Here is an 18,473-nt window from a genome sequence, read left to right on the forward strand (position 1 = left end):
ATCAGAGTCGCGAAATCAGGTAGCGCAGCGCGGACCGGCTCGGCATGAAGAAGTAGCCGCCGCCCTTCGTGGTAACGAATTGCGGCATGTTCTTAAGGACCGTGACCTTTTCCCATGATGGGATCGAGAACCGGCCACGGCTGCCTTCCTGCGTCCCGATCATCGGGTCCTTCTCGGCAACCAACCCCTGGAACGAGGTGGACGAAACCCAGGTCTGCTGAATGAACTCGTATTGGCGCTCGATGTCGGCGTTGAGGCACATGAAGAGCAGACCTTTTTCGACCTTTCCACCTCTCTTCTTTTTCTCGTAGGTGCGGCCGACGCGCAGGATGCGGTGGCGCTTGCCGATCTGAATCTGGGTCTCGCGATCCTCCCCCAGCGAATCGCGCGGGTTGGAGCGGCGTACATGGGAACCCAGAGGACAATGATGTCCTTGCGGATCCTCGGCACCGAGCGCGAAATCATTGTCTACGGCACGGCCCGGGCGGTCGGGATTGCGCACCAGCGAACTGCCGTTCTGCCAGCGGCCGAGCATCTTGGCGGCAACCCAGTCTTGCGTGATGGCCGAGTTTTTCGTCTCGCCCGCAGTGCTCGCGGCAGCCTTGGCGCAATAGTCGTTGAAGCGATCGACATGCTGCTCGAACTGGCGCACGACGAGGAAGGAGCCGTTGCGGCCGAAGTCGCGCGGCGGCGGAGGCAGACCTGGAATCTGGCGGCTGCGGCGCACCTGCGACAGGATGCCGGTCTGGTCCTGTGAGGCCGAGACGGAAGGAGAGGCCGGATAAAAGCCGTGCTCGTCGCGGTAGCCGAACAGAAACTCGCCCGGCGCAACGAGATGCATCGGTGCGACACCCTTGTTGGCGCGCGACGTGCCCCGGATGACCGGTTGGGAAACGCCATCGACAAAGCCGAAGTGCTCATAGGCGCGCTCGCGCTGCGGCTTGCCGTCATTTTTGGTGGCATCTTTAGCGGCCTCACCGTCCTTCTTTGCGGCACGTGAGGGTGCGGGACCCTTCTTCGGCTCGCGATTCACGATGAGCGGCAGTTCGGCGACGATTGTCATTCCGGCGCCTGTCGTCTCTCGCTTCACGGCGGCTACGTCCGGCTCCAGTGTTTCTTCCGTCCTGGCGTAGCAGACCAGGACTGCGTCTATGCGCTTATCGAGCGAGCCCCATTCCCATTTTTCCGGGCCATCGCCACCGGTATCATCGAGGATGCGGCTGCGCTCGGGGTTGCCCATGCCGTGCCGGAAAGCGATTGGAAAGGTTTCCAGCGGATCGTCGTCGACATTGCCCTGCAGGCCCAGGTGCCTCAATCCGCAAGGGCCGAAGGCCACGATCATGGCCCGATCGGCCGGCACGCCGTCGCCGAAGGTTGTCCGCTTGAGCACGAAATCCAGCCACGCCTTGCGCGCCCCTGCCTGCAGATTGTCCGGCACCTGGATCGCCAGCATATGCCCTCTGGCAAGCGCACCCAACGGGCCGAAGAAGATGGTCTGGATCTCTCCGGTCTCCAGTTGTTGTTCGAGAGGTGTCGGGAAGGCGGAATTGATGTTGGCCAGTAGCGAGGTAGTCTTTTCAACCGTGGTTTTTTCGACCGCCGGCCGCTGCAGCGAACCGAACAGGCTCAGCCAGTCGCGAGCCTCATTGCCGACAGTTGATGCAATGCCGCGCCTTATCCGGGAGTTGATGCGGATACGCCTGGTGTTGAGGTCGGGATAGGCCGAGTACCAGAACAGCGTCGGCACCTGTTGGCGCCGTGCCCAGCGCTTGAAGCGGTCGCCGTCGCGCGCGCCGTCGAGAAACAGCCAGCGCGTGCGCGGATAGCCCTTGGTGTTGCTCCAAACGCCGGTCAAGCCAGGCGCCGCCTTGGCTATGAAGTCCTCGAGATAACTTTCCCAGCTGCCGCCGTAGTTGGAGAAGAACATCAGCTTGTCGGTGCCGGGCAGCAATATCCAACGGGCGAAATGGATAGTGTTGATGGTGTTGAGAAAGCCCGGCCTGAACGCTTTCTGCGCCCCTATCGAGATCAGGTAAAAGGAAAGCCTGAGCGCCAGGCGTCTCAAGGTGCCGGCCTTCATCGTCGAAATCGCGGTCAGATTGTTTTGCGCCGCATGGTCCTCCTTGGCGAGGATCTCTTTCAGGGTAGATATGTCGATCGACGCGGTCTCCGGCCGATCCTTGTCCTCCAGGTGTCGCAGCGCCCAGAAGCAGAGCCCCAGCAGGAGTGCAGCGGATGCCAGTATTCCAAGCGCGCTCAGCAACAGCGAGATGCCGGCGATGAAGATGCTGCGGATGTTGAACCCAGCGGGATCCTCGAACACCTTCGCATAGGTCAGCCAGGCGCAGCCGAGCCAGAGCGCGATGACGCTTACAAACACTGGCGGCGCAAGGAACGTCGAGCCAAACGCTCGAGGCCAGCTGCCTGCCGGTCTCTCCAGCAAACTTTCGGCCGGTTCGAATGCCCAAGAAAACGTTTCCAGCAACCGCAAATGCTGGCGCGCCTCGGCGAGCACCGCGGGAGCATCGCCTATGCCGCTGCGCGGTCGCTCGACGACGCCCCGCACCGCTTCGAACAGATCCTGCTCAGCCTTGATGCGTTGGACGGAGTGTCCCGGAGTTCCGGAAAAGACCAGCCCAGCCGCGCTGCCGAAAGAGGGCGATATTTCGATGTGACGCTTCTTAAGGAAACCCTCCAGCGAGCCACCGTCCCGCAAGCCGCACGCGTCCCTGAAGATCGGCCGCAGCCGGTGGCCCATGGCTTGCGTGACGGCGCCGATGACGTCATCGGTGCTGCCGTCGCCGGACATCTCGAACACAAGTGCCCCGGTCTCCAGGCCCGATTTCTCGTCCTTGCCGGTGGCGGCGACGGCCAGGCTGGTGAAATGAATCGTGCCGACCCCGTTGAGCGCGTCTTTGATCTCGTCGATGGCCGGATTGCCGAGGGCGTCGACCTTGCTGCGCACGACATCCAGCGGCACGGCGCGGTTGATCGGGCAGACCACCGTCACCATCGACTGGGCGACCGTGCGGCAAAGCGGCGAGCGCTCGAAATCGACTTTGAGGCTCGCCGGATACGCGCCGATATAGCCCAATTTGCCGGCCCTGCCCCGGACACGATCGAGCTTCGGCTTGCTGAACAGGGCGCGAAGGCATTCGCCGATCTGGATGCGGGCAATCTCGGCGCCGATGCACAAGTGGATGCCGTGACCGAAAACCATGTAGTCGCGATGCGGCCGCGAGGTGTCGAACTCGTTTGGCCGCTGTACGATTTCCGGATCGAACATAGCCGACAGTGTCGCCGGCATCACGACCGTTCCGGCCTTTACCAGACGTTCGCGGCGCGTGCCCTGGCCGATGACCGCGTCGCGCCTAGTGTAGCGCCAGGGTCCGATCCAGATCGGCTTGAAGCGCATGGCTTCGAGTATCGCCCGGTCGAGCCTGTCGATGCTGTTTTCGGCAAGCGCCGCATCGACGGCCTGCCGGGCATCGGCGCGCGACAGGATCACGTCCAGGCAATTACCTCCGGCGAGCACGTTGGTCGGGACGAAGCCGGCGATCATGCCCAGCATGATGGAGTGTATGTCGGGCAGCGACAGGCGTTTCTGATCGAGCTGGGCGACCAGCCGCGCCAGCGGCCGGTCGTCTTTTTCCCGCCGGCTCCTGATCGCGGCGATCGAACGATCGATGACCTTGATCAGGCGATCGCCGCCGACGACCGCGAGCTGGCGCGTGGTGGCGTCGGCCAACGGATCGGAGAAGAAAAGCGCGCTGAGCGCGATCGACCAGTCGGCGAATTCGGTCTCGTCGTCGATGTCGAGGCCGAAATAGTCGCGGCAGATGCGCACCGGCACGATCTTCATCAATCCGGCGACGGCATCAAAGCCGGGGCTGGCACGGGTCATGATAGCGCGCGAATGCCGCTCGGCGATCGGCCTGACTTTGGCTTCGACTTCCGACGGCGGAAAGGCGCTAAGCACGGCGGACTTCATCTGCCGGTAGGCGCCACTGTCCTGCATGCCGAGGATGAAGTTCGATCCCCTCGCCAGCTCGGTCATTTCCGGCCCGTAAGGCGTTTCGAACTCGTCGCCGCGCTCCAGTATGTCGCGGACGTCTACCCCTTTGGTGACGAGTAGAAACCTGCGGCCGAAGGCGAGGTTCGGATGGAAGCGCCGCAGCAAGGCCAGCCACCAACGCGGATGATCCTCCATAAGGAACTTGGCTATGCGTGCGGACAGCCCCTTCTTGCGCAGCCGTTCGATGTCGAATGGCGGCATTGCCGACACGGGGCCTTGCTTTTTCTGGGCCTCGCGTATGCCTTTGAAATACTTCCACTTGATCATGCGCGTTCGAGCCCCCCGGCTGTCCACATCATTGAGATGCCGGCGACCTCATGGCCTAGGTTTGCTTCGGTCCGGCGTATGTGATTTTTTTCACAGTCGTCCGTGTTCGATCCCAGCGATCATGCAATGGACTTGGCCCGATCGAAATTCGCGATCAGGAAGTTGTTCTTCGCGGGATCGACGAACGGTATCCAGCGAATCCTCTGCTCGGAGAAATCCGGATGCCTGGTCGCGAAAATGGCGAGTTCCCGTTCGGCCTCGTCGCGGCGGCCGCTCCGTATCAAGGCGCCGATTTTGAGGAACCTGGCATAGAAATAGCCCGGCGAAAGATTGAGCGAGCGGTCGGCAACGGCAATTGCCGCCGGCCAGTCTTCGACGAAGCAGTATGCGGCAGCCAGTTCCCCCAGATTATGGAAGCGGTAAAGGTCGAACGGACTCAGCCGCTCGGTATCGAGGAAGTACGGGATTGCGCCGGCGGCATCGCCGAGCAGCAGGTGGGCGCTGCCCATCGCCGAGCGCGCGAAGGCAAAGCTCGGATTGATGTGGATCGCCTCGGCGAGATGATCGGCGGCAGATGCCGGCTTGCCGCGCATGATGTCGGCCGCGCCGAGGTAGGCGTGCGGCCGCGCGTCGAGGCTGTCCATCAGAAGCGCCTTGCGCGCGAATGCCTCGACCTTGTCCAGGTCGTCGCTGTCGCCGAAGCGGAGCCATGCCCGCCAGAAATACCACCAGGCCAGCTCGTTCAGCACGGCGCTGGAATTCGGATCCTCCTGATAGGCCTTGTCGAAGAATTCGAGCGCGATCTCGGTGTCTTTGCGCGTGCGCCTGTTCATGTGCCAGCGGCCGCGGCGCACCAGTTGCCAGGTCTCGAGGCTCTCCCACGGCACCTGGAAGGTGCGCACCTGCTCGGCCCGGTCGACTTCCTTATCGAGGATCGAAACGATCTCGCTGCCGACCTGGTCGCGCAGGCTGAAGATGTCGACGAGGTCGCGGTCGAAGCGCTGCGACCAGACGAGGCGCCCGTTCGACGTATCGGTGAGCGAGGCATTGAGCCGTATCTGACCGCTATTGCGCGCCAGCGTGCCGCCGACGATGTAGCGCGCGCCAAGCGCATTGCCGATCAGCCTGGTTCCAAGGCTGTCGTCGCGGAACTGGAAACTGGATCCTTTGGCGATCACCGAAAGCCAGCGGGTGTTGGACAGGCCGTAGATGATATCCTCGGCAATGCCGTCGGCCATGTAGCCGACATCAGGCTCGCTTCCGTCGCCCTGGAACGGCAGCACCGCGATTGCCGGCGGTCCCTTTGCGAAGGGCCTGTAATGCCCGGGAGCGGCGGGGATTGCGGCCAGGGGAGCCGCCATCGCCGCGCCATTGCCGCCGCGCCCGGCGATAAGGACGCGTACCGGCAAGGCGATGTTCTTCAGCATGAACTCGCCAAGGTCGGTAAAGACCGCCGCCGTCTTGTCCTTCACGTGGTGCCAGGTCGTCTCCGAAATGGCGAGACCGTCATGCGGGGCGAATTCCTGAAGCCGGGCGGCGATGTTGACGTCGTCGCCGTAGAGACGGCCCTCACGGACGATGACGTCGCCGGTGTTGATCCCGGCCCGGAACGGCATGCGCATCTCCTCGCCCACCGAGGCATTGAGCGCCATGATCCGATCCTGGAAATCGAAGGCCGCGCGCAAGGCTTCGATCGGATTGCCGAATTCGGCCATGATGCTGTCGCCGGCAACGCCGAATGTGCGGCCGCCAAAGGCGCCGCAGCTGTCGGTGATGATATCGCGCCTTTCCTCGAAGGCCGCGACGGCGCGTTCGTCGTCGATGCCCATCAGCCGCGAAAAGCCCACGGCGTCGATAGAAATGATTGTCGCAAGCTGACGGGTATAGTTCCGTTCAGCCATGATTGAGCCCTCGGTCCCTGTTTACGGTCCAGAACAGGCGACTTCCGCTCTCAAAACACTTCGCCGTTTGCCAACGGAAAATCCTCGGCAGGCTCGGCGCGCCGTTGCCACCCTGTCTGGAACTCTAACAGGGTCTTGCCAAAAGCTCTACCACGAATAGCTAATGGAACGCGTCTTCGGCCCGATCCATGGTTAGCCGTTTATTACCTGAAGCATCAGGTCGCGGAACCTTCCTTACACATTGGAATCTCGTGGGTTTGATTATTTCAGCTTTCGCGAATGAAGGTGCCGCTGGTTGCGGCGAAACGAGCGTGGAGCAAGGCGTTGTTGCCCTGTGGCGGAACCAACAGGCCGGGATCCGAGTTTTCCAGCGCACTTGTGCCAACACGAGATTGAGGGGCAGTCATGCGCGCTGTTGTTTTGGCGAGCGGTATCGCGTTCTTCCTTGTCGGCGGGTCGGCTTTCGCGGCCGAGCAGACGTTGCCGCCGCAGAATGCCAAGAAACTCTCGGAAATCGTCGCCAAGGTCGAGAAGCGGAACGACTTCCAATATGTGAAGGAGGTCGACTGGAGCAGTGACGGCTATACCGTCACCTATTACACGACCGACAAAGCCAAGGTCGAAATCACCTATGATCCGCTGACCGGCGAGCCGAAGTAAGCGCGGTGCTTGCTGTTCAGCCATTCCGTACGGACGGCTTCCTGCATAGATTGATGCTTTGAAAGCCGCACGGCGGAGGAGAATATGCGTTTCCCGATCAGGGTGGTTTTCTGGCTTGCCCCGGCGTCGGTCCTGGGCACGTTGATCCTGGGCGTATCGACTTCGGAGCCGGCGCGGGCAGACGGGCCGTCCTTCGACTGCCGGAAGGCTGAATTGCCTGCTGAGAAGGCGATATGCGCGGACCCGCAATTGTCGGCAATCGATGTGCTCGTCACCAAGGCTTTCAACAGTTTCGAACCCGCCTTCGGCGGCGACAAGCGCAAGATCGCCAGACAGCTGATCGCGGACCGGAATACCTGCAAGGCGGAGGCCGCCTGCATCGTCAGCGCCCAGAACAATGCGCTGCAGACCTATGGCACGGCGCCTTCCTGGGTTGAGGAGTACAACATTGCCCTGATCGGCAAAAAGGCGCTCGACATGGCGGCACGGGCGCCCAAGCCGGCCGATCAGCCCCTCCCCTCGTCGATCGGCGGATGCGGCATCACCCATATCGCGACGCTGACGACGAGGCTGGGCGACGATCCGCTGGCAACCGCCGGTCCGGAAGCCGGAAGCGCTGCGACATTCACGAATGGCGGAACCGCGGTGTCCTACGACCGCGAGCCGGGGCTGGCGAGCGCCAAAGTCGGCGATCCGGTCGTCATGTGTCTGATCTCGATCCCGCGCGATTGTCCGCAGGGCGATCTGCGCGGCAGGGTCTATTACGGCGTCGATCTCGCCGGGAAGGGCACATGGACCCTGCCCGATTCGCAGCATCTATGCGGCGGCGCCTGAAGACCCTGCCGCAATGCCGGGCAGGCGCTTCTTTTGCAGGGCGCGATGCCGGCTTTCGGCGCCCATCAATCGCTCAGCTTGACGGCGTACGCACGGCTTCGGTCGCGTCCAGCGCCTGCATCAGTTTCGAATCGCGATCGTAGACGTCGTCGAAATACTCGACCTTGCCGGACATGTCCGGCCAGGCGGTGAAATAGGCGACGTAGACCGGGATGACGCGCGTGACATTCTCCGTCGAATGGCCGTGCTTCAGCTTCTCGGCGATATCGTCGACGGAAGTGCCGAGCACCGCGGCCGCCATACCGCGCGGGTCCTGCAGGCGGATGCAGCCGTGGCTCAAAGCGCGCACGTCGCGTTCGAAGAACGACTTCTGCGGCGTGTCATGCATGTAGATGGCATGCTTGTTGGGGAACAGGATCTTCAGCTCACCGAGCGCATTGGCCTCGCTCGGCTGCTGGCGCACGCTGAACGGGACTTTGGCGCCGTAGGCGCCCCAGTCGACCGCAGCCGAGGGAATTCGCCTGCCGCTGGAATCCGTCACCTCATAGCCGGCACGGTCGAGGTAACCTGGGTCGCCGCGCAGCCTCGGCAGCATCTCGTTGACGATGATCGACTGCGGCACGCCCCAATAGGGATGGAAATCGACCTGCTTGATCTGGTTGTAGAAGAAGGCGGTCTGGTTGGTGACCTTGCCGATGACCACGCGGGTCTTCAGCTTTTCCTCGCCATTGTCGATATAGCTCGCCGTGAATGCAGGCTGGTTGATGAAGACACGCGGGCTGCCGAGGTCGGAGGGGAGCCAGCGCAACTCTTCGAGCGCGACCCTGACCTTCTCGATCTTGTCGGCCTTGGATGTTCCGGCAAGCGAAGCGACGGTGCGCGGGCCGATGACGCCGTCGCCCTTCATGCCCGCCCGCTGCTGCACCGCCTTGATCACCGGCACCAGTTCGGGATCGTAAATCTCGCTCTTGCCGAGCCTGGCAAGGACCGCGCCATAGTCGCCGCCCATCTCGTCATCGAGATTGCGGGCAATGAGCGTCAAAAGCTTGGGCAGTTCCGGGCTGCTTTCGCCGGGCTTCAGCAGCAGCTTCGGATCGACGACGATCTCGTTCTCCTCGCTCGCCTGGAGCGATTCCAGTTCCACCCGCAGCGCCTGGTATTCCGGGTTCTGCGGATGCCGCGATTCGAGGTAGGTGCGCACCTCCTGGGTATGCGCCAGCGTCTTCAGCACGCCCTCGAGATCGAGCGATTTGGCCGGGAAATCGTAGTAGCCGGTCATGCGGTTCGGGTCGACGCGGCCGCTCTGGGCGTCATGGGCATAGCGCAGCACGCGCGCCGACAGGGCCATCTCGAAGCGGACCAGTTCCTTGGTTCGCTCTTCGGGCGTCGCGGAAGCCGTGGTCGCCGGAACATCGACGGAGTAGTCGGCAGGCGTCAGGCCGTAGCTCGCAGCCTCGCCAAGCACCCGCACGGCATCCTGCGCCCTGCTGTTGGGTGCATCCCCCGTCACCCAGATGAAATCCGGATTGGCCGAGTAATAGGCGATCAGCGCCTTGGCGATATCGGGTTCGGCAAAGAGTTCATAGTCGTTCAGGCCCGCCAGCGCATCGCGAAACACGCTTCCGGTCACGGACGGCACAAAGGCTGCGTCCTGCGCGGTCGCCGGTTGCGGGGCCGGCAGCAGCGACTTGAAGTCGACGCGCACGAGCTTGTCGGCGCGGTAGGTGTTGTAGGTCGGGCTGCTAATCCTGACGCCGCCGCCCGCGCCGGGCTGCATCTTGCGCGGCTTCGGCGGCGGCGGAAATTCTCCTTCGGGGCTATGCCGGATGCCGCCGCCGAACAGCATGTCGAACAGGCCCTGCGCGCTCGCCGGCTGCTGCCCGAAGGCAAGTGCAGCCGCGATTGCGATCGGCATGACTGCCTTTTTGTTCCCGAGGATTTTCATGCTTCACCCGCACCGGTTGAACCGGTTTCCCGTTCCGCGCCGCTAGACGGTCCCGCCCTCCGCATGGCGGATGTAAGGCGCGACTATACCGATTCATACTGATTTCGTTAAGCTTCCATAAATTTCCACGGCCGTGTTGCAGAACAGTTTCACATCCTTGTGAGACTTAAAACGAGCAGGCCGTTCCAAGTGTTCCGACATCCGGGACAATCAGGCGTGGCGTTGCCGACAGGCGAGAAAGTCACATAGGTACGCCGGCGGCGTTTCGAGTGGAACTGTCGTCAAGCGGGAATCACCGGCGGATTCGACGGCCGCCCTGTGCGGCAATGGCCAAGGCGTGACAAACCACGGTCTTTGTGATCGAAATTCCGGCGGCCTCGAGCCACGGTCTGGAGGATGTGCAGTGAAGAAGGGATATCGCGAACTTCTCGACGAGGCGAATGCCGAGATCGAGGTCGTGTCGCCCGAGGAAGCGGCCGGGCTGCTGGAGGATGACGGCACGATCTTCGTCGATCTGCGCGACCCCCGCGAAGTCGAGCGTGACGGCAAGATCCCCGGTGCCAAGCATGTGACGCGCGGCATGCTCGAATTCTGGATCGACCCCGAAAGCCCCTACCACAAGCCGTTCTTCGCTTCGGGAAAGACATTCGTCTTCTTCTGCGCCGGCGGCTGGCGCTCGGCGCTGGCTACCAAGACGGCGCAGGACATGGGCCTTACGCCGGTCAAGCACATCCTTGGCGGCTACACCGCCTGGAAGGCCGCCGGCCTGCCGGTCGAGCCTGATCAGAAGAAGAAAGCCGACTGATCCGCCGACTAATGCAGCGTCGATTCGTGCTGCTCCGTCACGAAGCCTACGGCGCGCGCGACGATATCCTTGTCGGCAAGGATGCGGCGGTGGCCAAGCCCTTCGGCCCAATGCAGGCGAACATGATTGCCGGCTCCCGCATATCGCCTTGCGTGATCGGCATGGACTTCGCGGTCGTCCGGCGCATGGATGACGAGCGTCGGCACCGGCGCCTCGGCAAGCTGGCGGTCGCCAGTGAATTCGCTGAGCGGCCGACCCGACAGATGCCTCACCCGATCCGCCATGGCGACCTGGGAGCGCGGCCCGACATTCATCATCCGACTGAAGTCGTCGAAGATCGCCGGCAAGGAACTTGGAGCCGCGATCAGCACGAGCTTTTCGGCCGAGAGCGGCGGCACGTCCTTGACCGATGCCGCGACCGCGTTGGCAGCGATCGCACCACCGAAGGAATGGCCGACCACGGCCGCAAATGGGCCGAACCATTCGCCGGCTACTCGCGCCGCATCAACCGCGTTCACCATGTTGAGATGGCGGCCGAGCGAGTGGCCGTGTCCGGGCAGGTCGAGCGAGACGACCTTGTAGCCGGCGCCGCTAAACCCTTCGATCAGCGCGCGCATATATTCGGTGCGCGAGCGCCAGCCATGGATGACGAGCACCGTGCCGCGGGAACCCCTGCCCGGCTCCGGTCGGAACTCGTGCACCGCAACGCAGTCCGTCTTCGTCTTCAGCCTGTGATGGCGCGCTTCGGCCATGAAGCCGGCAGCGCGCTCGACGGCGCGGCGCTCGCCATCGCTCAAGGATTTGACGTTTGGCGTGCGGCAGAACAATTCGAACGCGGCGCGGCCGCTGAGACGCGGGGCGACACGCTCGGCCGCACCAAAGACGCCCCGGATGACCTTCAACCCAAATGATGCCATAGTGGCGGTCCATCCATTCGTTCAAGCATGAACATAATAGTTCAAACATGAACATTAAGCAAGAGCTGCCCTGGGACAATCCGCGCTTTCGCAACTGGGTTGCGGTGGCGCGCGCCTGCCATGTGCTGGAGCGCACGCTCGCGGTAAAACTCGCGCCGCTCGACTTGAAGCCGGCGCAGCTCGACGTGCTGATGAACCTCTACCGCCATCCCGGCATGTCGCAGCACGACCTTGCCCGCAAGCTCCTGGTCGGCCGCTCCAACATCACCATGCTGTTGCCGCAGTTGGAAGCCCGCGGCCTGCTGCGCCGCGAGGGCGACGAGAAGGACAAGCGCGTGCTGCGACTGAACCTCACCGAGGCCGGCGAGGCCCTGCTGATGCGGGCGCTGAAGGTGCACATGGCGCTGATCGAGAAGGCGATGAGCCAGTCGACGCCGGAACAGTGCGACATGATCGGCGAACAGATGCGCAAGATCGCCGAGGTTTTGAAGGAAGCCTGAACGGCCCCTTCCTTACCACATCGTCTTTTTCGCCCGCTCAGGCCACTCCCTGTCGTAGGTTTCGCCGTCGATGTTCTTGCGGCTCGTGATCTCGAGGATTTGCCCGGGCGTCGGCAGCGACTTCGGGTCGATATGCTTTGCCGGATTCCAGAGTTCCGAGCGCACGATGGCGCGGGCACACTGAAAATAGACGGTGTCGACCGAAATGACGGTGACCGACCGGGCCGGCTTGCCGTCGACGGTAAAGGACGCGCAAAGCTCCGCGTCGGTGGTGATATGGGCGCGACCGTTGACGCGCAGCGTAGTGCCGGAGCCCGGCACCAGGAACAGCAGCCCGACGCGAGGGTCGCGAATGATGTTCTTCAGCGAATCGGCGCGGTTGTTGCCGCGCCTGTCGGGCATAATCAGCGTCTTCTCATCGACGAGGCGCACGAAGCCGGCGAGATCGCCGCGCGGCGAGCAGTCCAGCCCTTCCGGCCCGCTGGTCGCCAGCGCCACGAAGGGAGAGGCTTCGATGAAGGCGGCATATTCGGGAATCACATGGTCGAGTTCCTTGACGATCGAGGCCTGGCCGGGCAGCCCGTAAAGGGCTTCGAGCTGTTCGACCGAAGTGATGAGCGACATCTTTTCGCCTCCTGACTTTTGCCGGCGCTACTCGATATCCATGACGCTTTGACGACAGCCAGAGCATGTCTCCCGAAAGCGGGTCCGGTTTCGGGACAAAGACGTGCTCAGGCAAAAAATTGAAGCAGGTCGCGTGAAATCCTTTTTCAGGCGACCTGCTTCAACCGCTGAAGTTGGACGTCTTGGCGCCAGGCTAGCGATCGCGGCTGAGCCCCTTCTCGGCCAGTTCGGCGAGATAGGCATCCCAGCGCTCGTCCTTCTCATGCCCGAGCGTATGAAGATAGTTCCAGGTGAATATGCCGGTGTCGTGGAAATCGTCGAAAGTGATGCGCACCGCGTAATTGCCGACCGGCTCGATCTTGAGGATCGCCACGTTGCGCTTGCCGGGCACGGTCACCCGCTGTTCGGGCGAATGGCCCTGCACCTCCGCCGAGGGCGAGGCAACGCGCAATAACTCCGCCGGCAATTCGAACGGCTGATGTCCGGGAAAAGTCACGGTGAGCAGCTTGCGGTCTTTCGAGACCCTCAGTTCCTTCGGCGCGGTCATGTCTGGTCCTGCTTTGGCTTCCCCATTCCCTACGCCGCTTCGCGCGGTGCGGAAAGGCCATAGAAGGCAGCCGACACGCAATGTCGGTCGGGGGATGTTACCAAAGATCAAGACCTTCTATCTTGAATGCGGAACCGGATCGTATCACATAGCGATATATAACGACGCCGCTCAGGCTACGGGAAACGCTTGCAAATGGACATGATCGACCCCTTCGGTCGCACGATCAGCTATCTGCGCGTGTCGGTTACCGACCGCTGCGATTTCCGCTGCACCTATTGCATGGCCGAGGACATGACCTTCCTGCCTAAGAAGGATCTGCTCTCGCTCGAGGAGCTCGACCGGCTCTGCAGCGTCTTCATCGAAAAGGGCGTAAGGAAGCTCAGGCTGACCGGCGGTGAACCGCTGGTGCGCAAGAACATCATGCATCTGGTTCGCCAGCTGTCGCGCCATCTGGAGAGCGGCGCCCTTGAAGAGCTGACGCTCACCACCAACGGCTCGCAGCTCTCGCGCTTTGCCGCCGAGCTCGCCGACTGTGGCGTCAAGCGCATCAACGTTTCGCTCGACACGCTGGACGCCGACAAGTTTCGCCAAATCACCCGCTGGGGCAATCTCGGCAAGGTCATGGAAGGCATCGACGCCGCGCAGACCGCGGGCCTGAAGGTCAAGCTCAACGCCGTGGCGCTGCGCGACTTCAACGACGCCGAAATCCCCGAGATGCTGCGTTGGGCGCACGGCCGCGGCATGGACCTCACCGTCATCGAGACCATGCCGATGGGCGAGATCGACGCCGATCGCACCGACCAGTATTTGCCGCTGTCGCTGTTGCGCGCCTCGCTCGAGCGCCAGTTCACGCTGACCGACATCCCTTACAAGACCGGCGGCCCTGCCCGCTATGTCCATGTCGCCGAGACCGGCGGCAGGCTCGGCTTCATCACGCCGATGACGCATAATTTCTGCGAGAGCTGCAACCGCGTGAGACTGACCTGCACTGGTACGCTCTACATGTGCCTCGGCCAGGAGGATGCCGCCGACCTGAGGGCACCGTTGCGCGCCTCCGAAAGCAACGAGCTGGTCGGCGAGGCCATAGACGAGGCAATCGGGCGCAAGCCGAAGGGCCATGATTTCGTCATCGACCGCCGCACCAGCCGCCCATCGGTGTCACGCCATATGAGCGTCACCGGCGGCTGATTTTTTCTCCGATTTGGTGCAGGATCACCCCCGGTCACTGACCTTGGGGGCACCATGAAACGTCTTCACCTTACCCGGGGCGCGCCTCTGGCGATCGCTTTGTCGTCCTTGCTGGCGATCGTCACTACTGCTGCCATCGCGAAGCCATTCACCTACGTCAATGCGCGCTTTGGCACCTCCTGCACCTTTCCCGACGAAATATTCAGCATAACCGAAGCCGAGCCGGAGAATGGCGACGGGCAGCAATGGAGCGCGCCCGACGGCGCCAGCCTGACCTGCTCCGGCATCTACAACATCGACAACGACACGCCGAAGGGCTTCGTCGCCGACGAAAAGGCCAACACCGGGCCGGGCTACAAGATCACCTACAACAAGATCGGCAAGAACTGGGCGGTGCTTTCCGGCATCAAGGGCGACAAGGTCTTTTACGAACGGCGCCTGTTCGGAAAGGACGGCGTCATCCGCAGCGTCTGGATCGAATATCCTTCATCGCTCAAGGCGAAATACGATCCGCTGACAGGCGCCATCGCGACCAGCCTGCGCGGCCCTTGAGGCATACGCGACGCGCTGAAAATAAACCCACCGCGCCGCCCCCGCCCGATTTGCCGTCGGTCCGTTCCGGCCTAGCCTCCGGACGCGATTTTCGTATCCAGGGGGATTCTCATGCGCAAATTGATCCTTACACTTGCAATGCTTGGCGTTGCTTCGGTACCGGCCGCCGCCCAGTCGATCGGCGGTACCTACACGGTTTCCGGCACCAATTTCGACGGCTCGTCTTACGGCGGTGAGGCAACCATCACGCTGACCAGCGAGACGACCTGCACCATCCATTGGGAAACCGGCGGCTCGACCTCGGACGGCATCTGCATGCGCAACGACAACGCCTTTTCGGCGGGCTACGTGATGGGCAAGGAAATCGGCCTCGTCGTCTACAAGGTGGAGGACGACGGCTCGCTGCACGGGCTCTGGACCATCGCCGGCAAGGACGGCAACGGCACCGAGACGCTGACGCCCAAGAAATAGGGCGTTGTTTTCCTGCAAGCCGGGCCACGACCGATGCCGTGGCCCATTTCTTTAACGTTGCTGTTTCCCGCTTGGCTGCTAGAGGCTTGATCCAAAGAACAATTGGAAACGCCTTTGCCTCTTTCGCCCAATCTTCGCGGGGCGCTGTTCATGGTCGTCGCCATGGTCGGCTTCACGCTCAACGACGCGATCACCAAGTTTTCCTCCGAATCGATGAACATGGCGCAGGTCATGCTCGTGCGGGGCGCCTTCGCCTCGCTCTTTGTCGGCCTGCTTGCCTGGCATCGCGGCGCACTTTCCAATCCCGGCGCGATGCTGCAGCCGATGGTGGCCGTGCGCGTCGCCGGCGAAGCCGGCGCCACGGTCTCCTTCCTCGTTGCTTTGGCGCACCTGCCGATCGCCAATGTCTCCGCTGTCCTGCAGGCGCTGCCGCTTGCGGTGACGATGGGAGCCGCGCTTTTCTTCGGCGAAGGCGTCGGCTGGCGGCGTTGGCTGGCAATCGCCGTCGGCTTTGCCGGCGTGCTGATCATCGTGCGGCCGGGTTTCGAGGGTTTTAGCGCCTATTCACTGCTGGCACTGACGAGCGTTGCCTGCTGCGCTGTGCGCGACCTCGCCACCAAGCGCATCCCGCCGGCGATCCCGACCATGCTGGTGTCGACGGCAACGGCGCTGGCCATGACGGTGCTCGGCGCGTTGCTGCTGTCGCCTATGGGCGGCTGGACGCCGATGAGCGGCAAGGCGACCGCGCTGCTGGCGCTGGCGGCGGTGCTGGTGCTCATCGGCTACCAGTTCATCATCATGGCGATGCGTTCAGGCGATATCTCCTTCATAGCGCCGTTCCGCTACACCGCGTTGCTGTGGTCGATCCTGCTCGGCCTCGTCATCTTCGGCGACGTCCCCGACGTGCCGATGATCGTCGGCGCCGCTATCATCATCGGCTCCGGCCTCTACGCGCTCTATCGCGAGCGTGTCGTCGGTCGGCGGCAGCCTGCCGCCGAAAGCGCTGGACCCGACATGGCGCCGGACGGCATATAGGCCGGATGGACCGAAGCGTCGCGGGCATCATCCTTGCGGGAGGCCAGTCGCGCCGGATGGGCGGCGGCGACAAGCCCCTGCTTTCGCTGGGCAAAGTCAGGTTGATCGACCATGTCGCCACCCGTCTTAAATCGCAGGTCGGTACGCTTGCGCTCAATGCCAATGGCGATCCGGCGCGGTTTGCCGGCACGGGTCTGCCGGTGCTTGCCGACACGGTGCCGGGTTATGCCGGCCCCCTGGCCGGCATTCTGACCGGCCTGGAATGGGCGGCAACGAACGCGGCTTGCCGGGCGCTGATCGGCGCCGCCGGCGACACGCCGTTCTTCCCCGGCGATCTCGTCGAACGACTGACTGCTGCCGCCCGCGAACGCCCAGGTGCGATAGCGGTCGCCAGTTCCGACGGCAGATGGCATCCGACTTTCGCGCTCTGGCCGCTTGGCCTCGCCGATGCCCTGCGCCATTTCCTGGTCGACGAGGACAACCGCCGGGTTTCCGCCTTCATGGAGCGGCACGGTTTTGTCGAGGTGGAGTTTCCGATGATCGAGGCAGAAGGCCGACGGATCGATCCGTTCTTCAACATCAACACCCCGGACGATCTTGCGAAGGCCGAAAGTCTGTTGCAAAGCCTCCAACCATGAGACGCGTATTCGGCATCACCGGGTGGAAGAATTCCGGCAAGACGACACTGACCGAGAAGCTGGTCGCCGAACTGGTGCACCGTGGCTGGACCGTCTCGACGGTGAAGCACGCCCATCATGACTTCGACATCGACAAGCCTGATACGGACTCCTTCCGCCACCGCCAGGCCGGTGCCATGGAGGTCGCAATCGTCTCCGGCCGGCGCTGGGCGCTGATGCACGAGCTGCGCGATGAGGACGAGCCGAAGCTGGACGAAATCCTGGCGCGGCTGGCGCCTTGCGACATCGTGCTCGTCGAAGGCTACAAGCGCGAGGCGCACAAGAAGATCGAGGCGAGACGGCTCGAGGCGAAGGACCGGACGCCGCTTGCGGCCGGCGATCCGAACATCGTCGCCATCGCAGCGGATTTCAAAGTCGAAGGCGAGAGCCTGCCGGTTTTCGACCTCGACGACACGAAATCGATAGCCGACTTCATCGAGCGCGTGACTGGCCTCGTCACAAAAGGCGAGTAACGCAACGGCACGCGGTGATTGTCGTTTGCTGTTGATTTGCAGTTGCTTTTTTCTTGGAAAGAGTGGGAGTATCCCGCGCAGCGGGCGGTCAAGAAGCCCCGCCCACAAGAGCCGCACGGGACAGCGGCCATGACAATATGAGAGGATTATCATGCGTATTGCACTGCGTATCGCGCTCGCCGCTTCGGCCGCGCTGCTGACACTTGGCGTTGCCCAGGCTCAGGAAAAGACCCTGAGGATCGGCACCGAAGGCGCGTACCCGCCCTTCAACAACCTGACCTCGGACGGCCAGCTGGTCGGCTTCGACATCGATATCGCCAAGGCTCTCTGCGACGAAATGAAGGTGAAGTGCACCTTCGTCGCGCAGGACTGGGACGGCATCATTCCGGCGCTTCAGGCCGGCAAGTTCGACGCCATCGTAGCCTCGATGTCGATCACGCCCGAGCGCCAGGAAAAGGTCGACTTCACGCACAAATACTACAATACGCCCTCGGCGATTGCCGTGCCGAAGGATTCGCCGCTCAAGGGCGTGACCAAAGCGGACCTCGCCGGCAAGTCGATCGGCGTCGCTACCACGACGACGCATTTCAACTATGCCTCGAAGACCTACACGGACAGCACGATCAAGGGCTATCCGAGCAGCCCCGAGGAGCAAGCCGATCTTGCCAACGGTCGCCTCGACGCCATCGAGGACGATATCGTCGTGCTGCAGCAATGGCTGGATTCGCCCGACGGCGCCTGCTGCAAGATCCTCGGCCAGCCCTCGCCGCAGCCGGTCGAGATTTTCGGACCGGGCGCCGGCATTGCCGTGCGCAAGGGCGAAACCGATCTGGTCAACAAGCTGAATTCCGCGATCGACGCCATTCGCAAGAACGGAAAGTACAAGGAAATCAACGACAAGTACTTCAAGTTCGACGTCTACGGCGCCGAGTCCTGATCATTGCGCTCGGGGCGGTGAGGAAGACCTCACCGCCCTCCCTTCATTCCGGGATCGCCACG

At 62.8% G+C, this 18,473-nt stretch carries 17 protein-coding genes; 11 read left to right on the top strand and 6 right to left on the bottom strand.

Going from position 1 to position 18,473, the window contains the following annotated elements:
* Position 1 precedes the first annotated feature (1 nt).
* Together QAZ47_RS21595 and QAZ47_RS21600 are read right to left on the bottom strand one after the other, a co-directional pair.
* The gene (locus QAZ47_RS21595) at positions 2-4,342 is read right to left on the bottom strand and encodes a cytochrome P450 (protein ID WP_278230659.1); all 4,341 of its coding nucleotides are present in this window, start codon (positions 4,340-4,342) and stop codon (positions 2-4) included.
* Between the two features lie 119 nt (positions 4,343-4,461).
* Positions 4,462-6,243 carry an adenylate/guanylate cyclase domain-containing protein gene (locus QAZ47_RS21600; protein ID WP_278202702.1) on the bottom strand — a complete coding sequence of 594 codons (1,782 nt, stop codon included), beginning with the start codon at positions 6,241-6,243 and terminating at the stop codon, positions 4,462-4,464.
* A 405-nt stretch (positions 6,244-6,648) separates the two neighbouring features.
* On the opposite strand from QAZ47_RS21600, the gene QAZ47_RS21605 reads away from it, so the two are divergent.
* Both QAZ47_RS21605 and QAZ47_RS21610 read left to right on the top strand, forming a co-directional pair.
* The gene (locus tag QAZ47_RS21605; protein WP_278202703.1) at positions 6,649-6,903 is read left to right on the top strand and encodes a PepSY domain-containing protein; all 255 of its coding nucleotides are present in this window, start codon (positions 6,649-6,651) and stop codon (positions 6,901-6,903) included.
* Between the two features lie 84 nt (positions 6,904-6,987).
* On the top strand, positions 6,988-7,737 hold the full coding sequence (locus QAZ47_RS21610; protein ID WP_278202704.1) for a lysozyme inhibitor LprI family protein: 750 nt from the start codon (positions 6,988-6,990) through the stop codon (positions 7,735-7,737).
* A gap of 73 nt (positions 7,738-7,810) precedes the next feature.
* Here the strand turns inward: QAZ47_RS21610 and QAZ47_RS21615 are convergent, their stop codons facing one another.
* The gene (locus QAZ47_RS21615) at positions 7,811-9,682 is read right to left on the bottom strand and encodes a murein L,D-transpeptidase (protein ID WP_278202706.1); all 1,872 of its coding nucleotides are present in this window, start codon (positions 9,680-9,682) and stop codon (positions 7,811-7,813) included.
* A gap of 403 nt (positions 9,683-10,085) precedes the next feature.
* Here QAZ47_RS21615 and QAZ47_RS21620 point away from each other — a divergent pair, with 403 nt between their 5' ends.
* On the top strand, positions 10,086-10,487 hold the full coding sequence (locus QAZ47_RS21620) for a rhodanese-like domain-containing protein (protein WP_278202707.1): 402 nt from the start codon (positions 10,086-10,088) through the stop codon (positions 10,485-10,487).
* A gap of 8 nt (positions 10,488-10,495) precedes the next feature.
* Here the strand turns inward: QAZ47_RS21620 and QAZ47_RS21625 are convergent, their stop codons facing one another.
* Positions 10,496-11,404 carry an alpha/beta hydrolase gene (locus QAZ47_RS21625; protein WP_278202708.1) on the bottom strand — a complete coding sequence of 303 codons (909 nt, stop codon included), beginning with the start codon at positions 11,402-11,404 and terminating at the stop codon, positions 10,496-10,498.
* Between the two features lie 47 nt (positions 11,405-11,451).
* Between QAZ47_RS21625 and QAZ47_RS21630 the strand changes: the two genes are divergently transcribed.
* Complete coding sequence (locus QAZ47_RS21630) at positions 11,452-11,904, top strand: MarR family transcriptional regulator (protein ID WP_278202709.1); 453 nt, start codon at positions 11,452-11,454, stop codon at positions 11,902-11,904.
* 12 nt (positions 11,905-11,916) lie between these two features.
* Here QAZ47_RS21630 and QAZ47_RS21635 read toward each other — a convergent pair whose 3' ends face one another.
* Together QAZ47_RS21635 and QAZ47_RS21640 are read right to left on the bottom strand one after the other, a co-directional pair.
* On the bottom strand, positions 11,917-12,528 hold the full coding sequence (locus tag QAZ47_RS21635; RefSeq protein WP_278202710.1) for a pyridoxamine 5'-phosphate oxidase family protein: 612 nt from the start codon (positions 12,526-12,528) through the stop codon (positions 11,917-11,919).
* A gap of 193 nt (positions 12,529-12,721) precedes the next feature.
* Positions 12,722-13,075 (bottom strand): DUF971 domain-containing protein, encoded by a 354-nt coding sequence (locus QAZ47_RS21640; RefSeq protein ID WP_278074300.1) that lies wholly within the window; start codon positions 13,073-13,075, stop codon positions 12,722-12,724.
* 195 nt (positions 13,076-13,270) lie between these two features.
* On the opposite strand from QAZ47_RS21640, the gene moaA reads away from it, so the two are divergent.
* The 7 genes from moaA (at position 13,271) to QAZ47_RS21675 (ending at position 18,411) form a co-directional block, all read left to right on the top strand.
* Positions 13,271-14,266: a GTP 3',8-cyclase MoaA gene (gene moaA / locus QAZ47_RS21645; protein WP_278202711.1), complete on the top strand. Its 996-nt coding sequence runs from the start codon at positions 13,271-13,273 to the stop codon at positions 14,264-14,266.
* 54 nt (positions 14,267-14,320) lie between these two features.
* The gene (locus tag QAZ47_RS21650) at positions 14,321-14,818 is read left to right on the top strand and encodes a hypothetical protein (RefSeq protein WP_278202712.1); all 498 of its coding nucleotides are present in this window, start codon (positions 14,321-14,323) and stop codon (positions 14,816-14,818) included.
* Positions 14,819-14,929: 111 nt separating this feature from the next.
* Positions 14,930-15,289 carry a hypothetical protein gene (locus QAZ47_RS21655; RefSeq protein ID WP_278202713.1) on the top strand — a complete coding sequence of 120 codons (360 nt, stop codon included), beginning with the start codon at positions 14,930-14,932 and terminating at the stop codon, positions 15,287-15,289.
* A gap of 114 nt (positions 15,290-15,403) precedes the next feature.
* Positions 15,404-16,324: a DMT family transporter gene (locus QAZ47_RS21660; RefSeq protein WP_278202714.1), complete on the top strand. Its 921-nt coding sequence runs from the start codon at positions 15,404-15,406 to the stop codon at positions 16,322-16,324.
* Positions 16,325-16,329: 5 nt separating this feature from the next.
* Positions 16,330-16,962: a molybdenum cofactor guanylyltransferase MobA gene (mobA, locus tag QAZ47_RS21665; RefSeq protein ID WP_278202715.1), complete on the top strand. Its 633-nt coding sequence runs from the start codon at positions 16,330-16,332 to the stop codon at positions 16,960-16,962.
* Positions 16,959-17,474 carry a molybdopterin-guanine dinucleotide biosynthesis protein B gene (gene mobB, locus QAZ47_RS21670; RefSeq protein ID WP_278202716.1) on the top strand — a complete coding sequence of 172 codons (516 nt, stop codon included), beginning with the start codon at positions 16,959-16,961 and terminating at the stop codon, positions 17,472-17,474. Before mobA ends, mobB begins: the two co-directional genes overlap by 4 nt.
* A 151-nt stretch (positions 17,475-17,625) precedes the next feature.
* Entirely contained in the window at positions 17,626-18,411 is a 786-nt protein-coding gene (locus QAZ47_RS21675) for an ABC transporter substrate-binding protein (RefSeq protein ID WP_278202717.1), read from the top strand.
* Positions 18,412-18,473 lie beyond the last annotated feature (62 nt).

Origin of the sequence: Mesorhizobium sp. WSM4904, from assembly GCF_029674545.1 — a bacterium.
Taxonomy (GTDB): Bacteria; Pseudomonadota; Alphaproteobacteria; order Rhizobiales; family Rhizobiaceae; genus Mesorhizobium.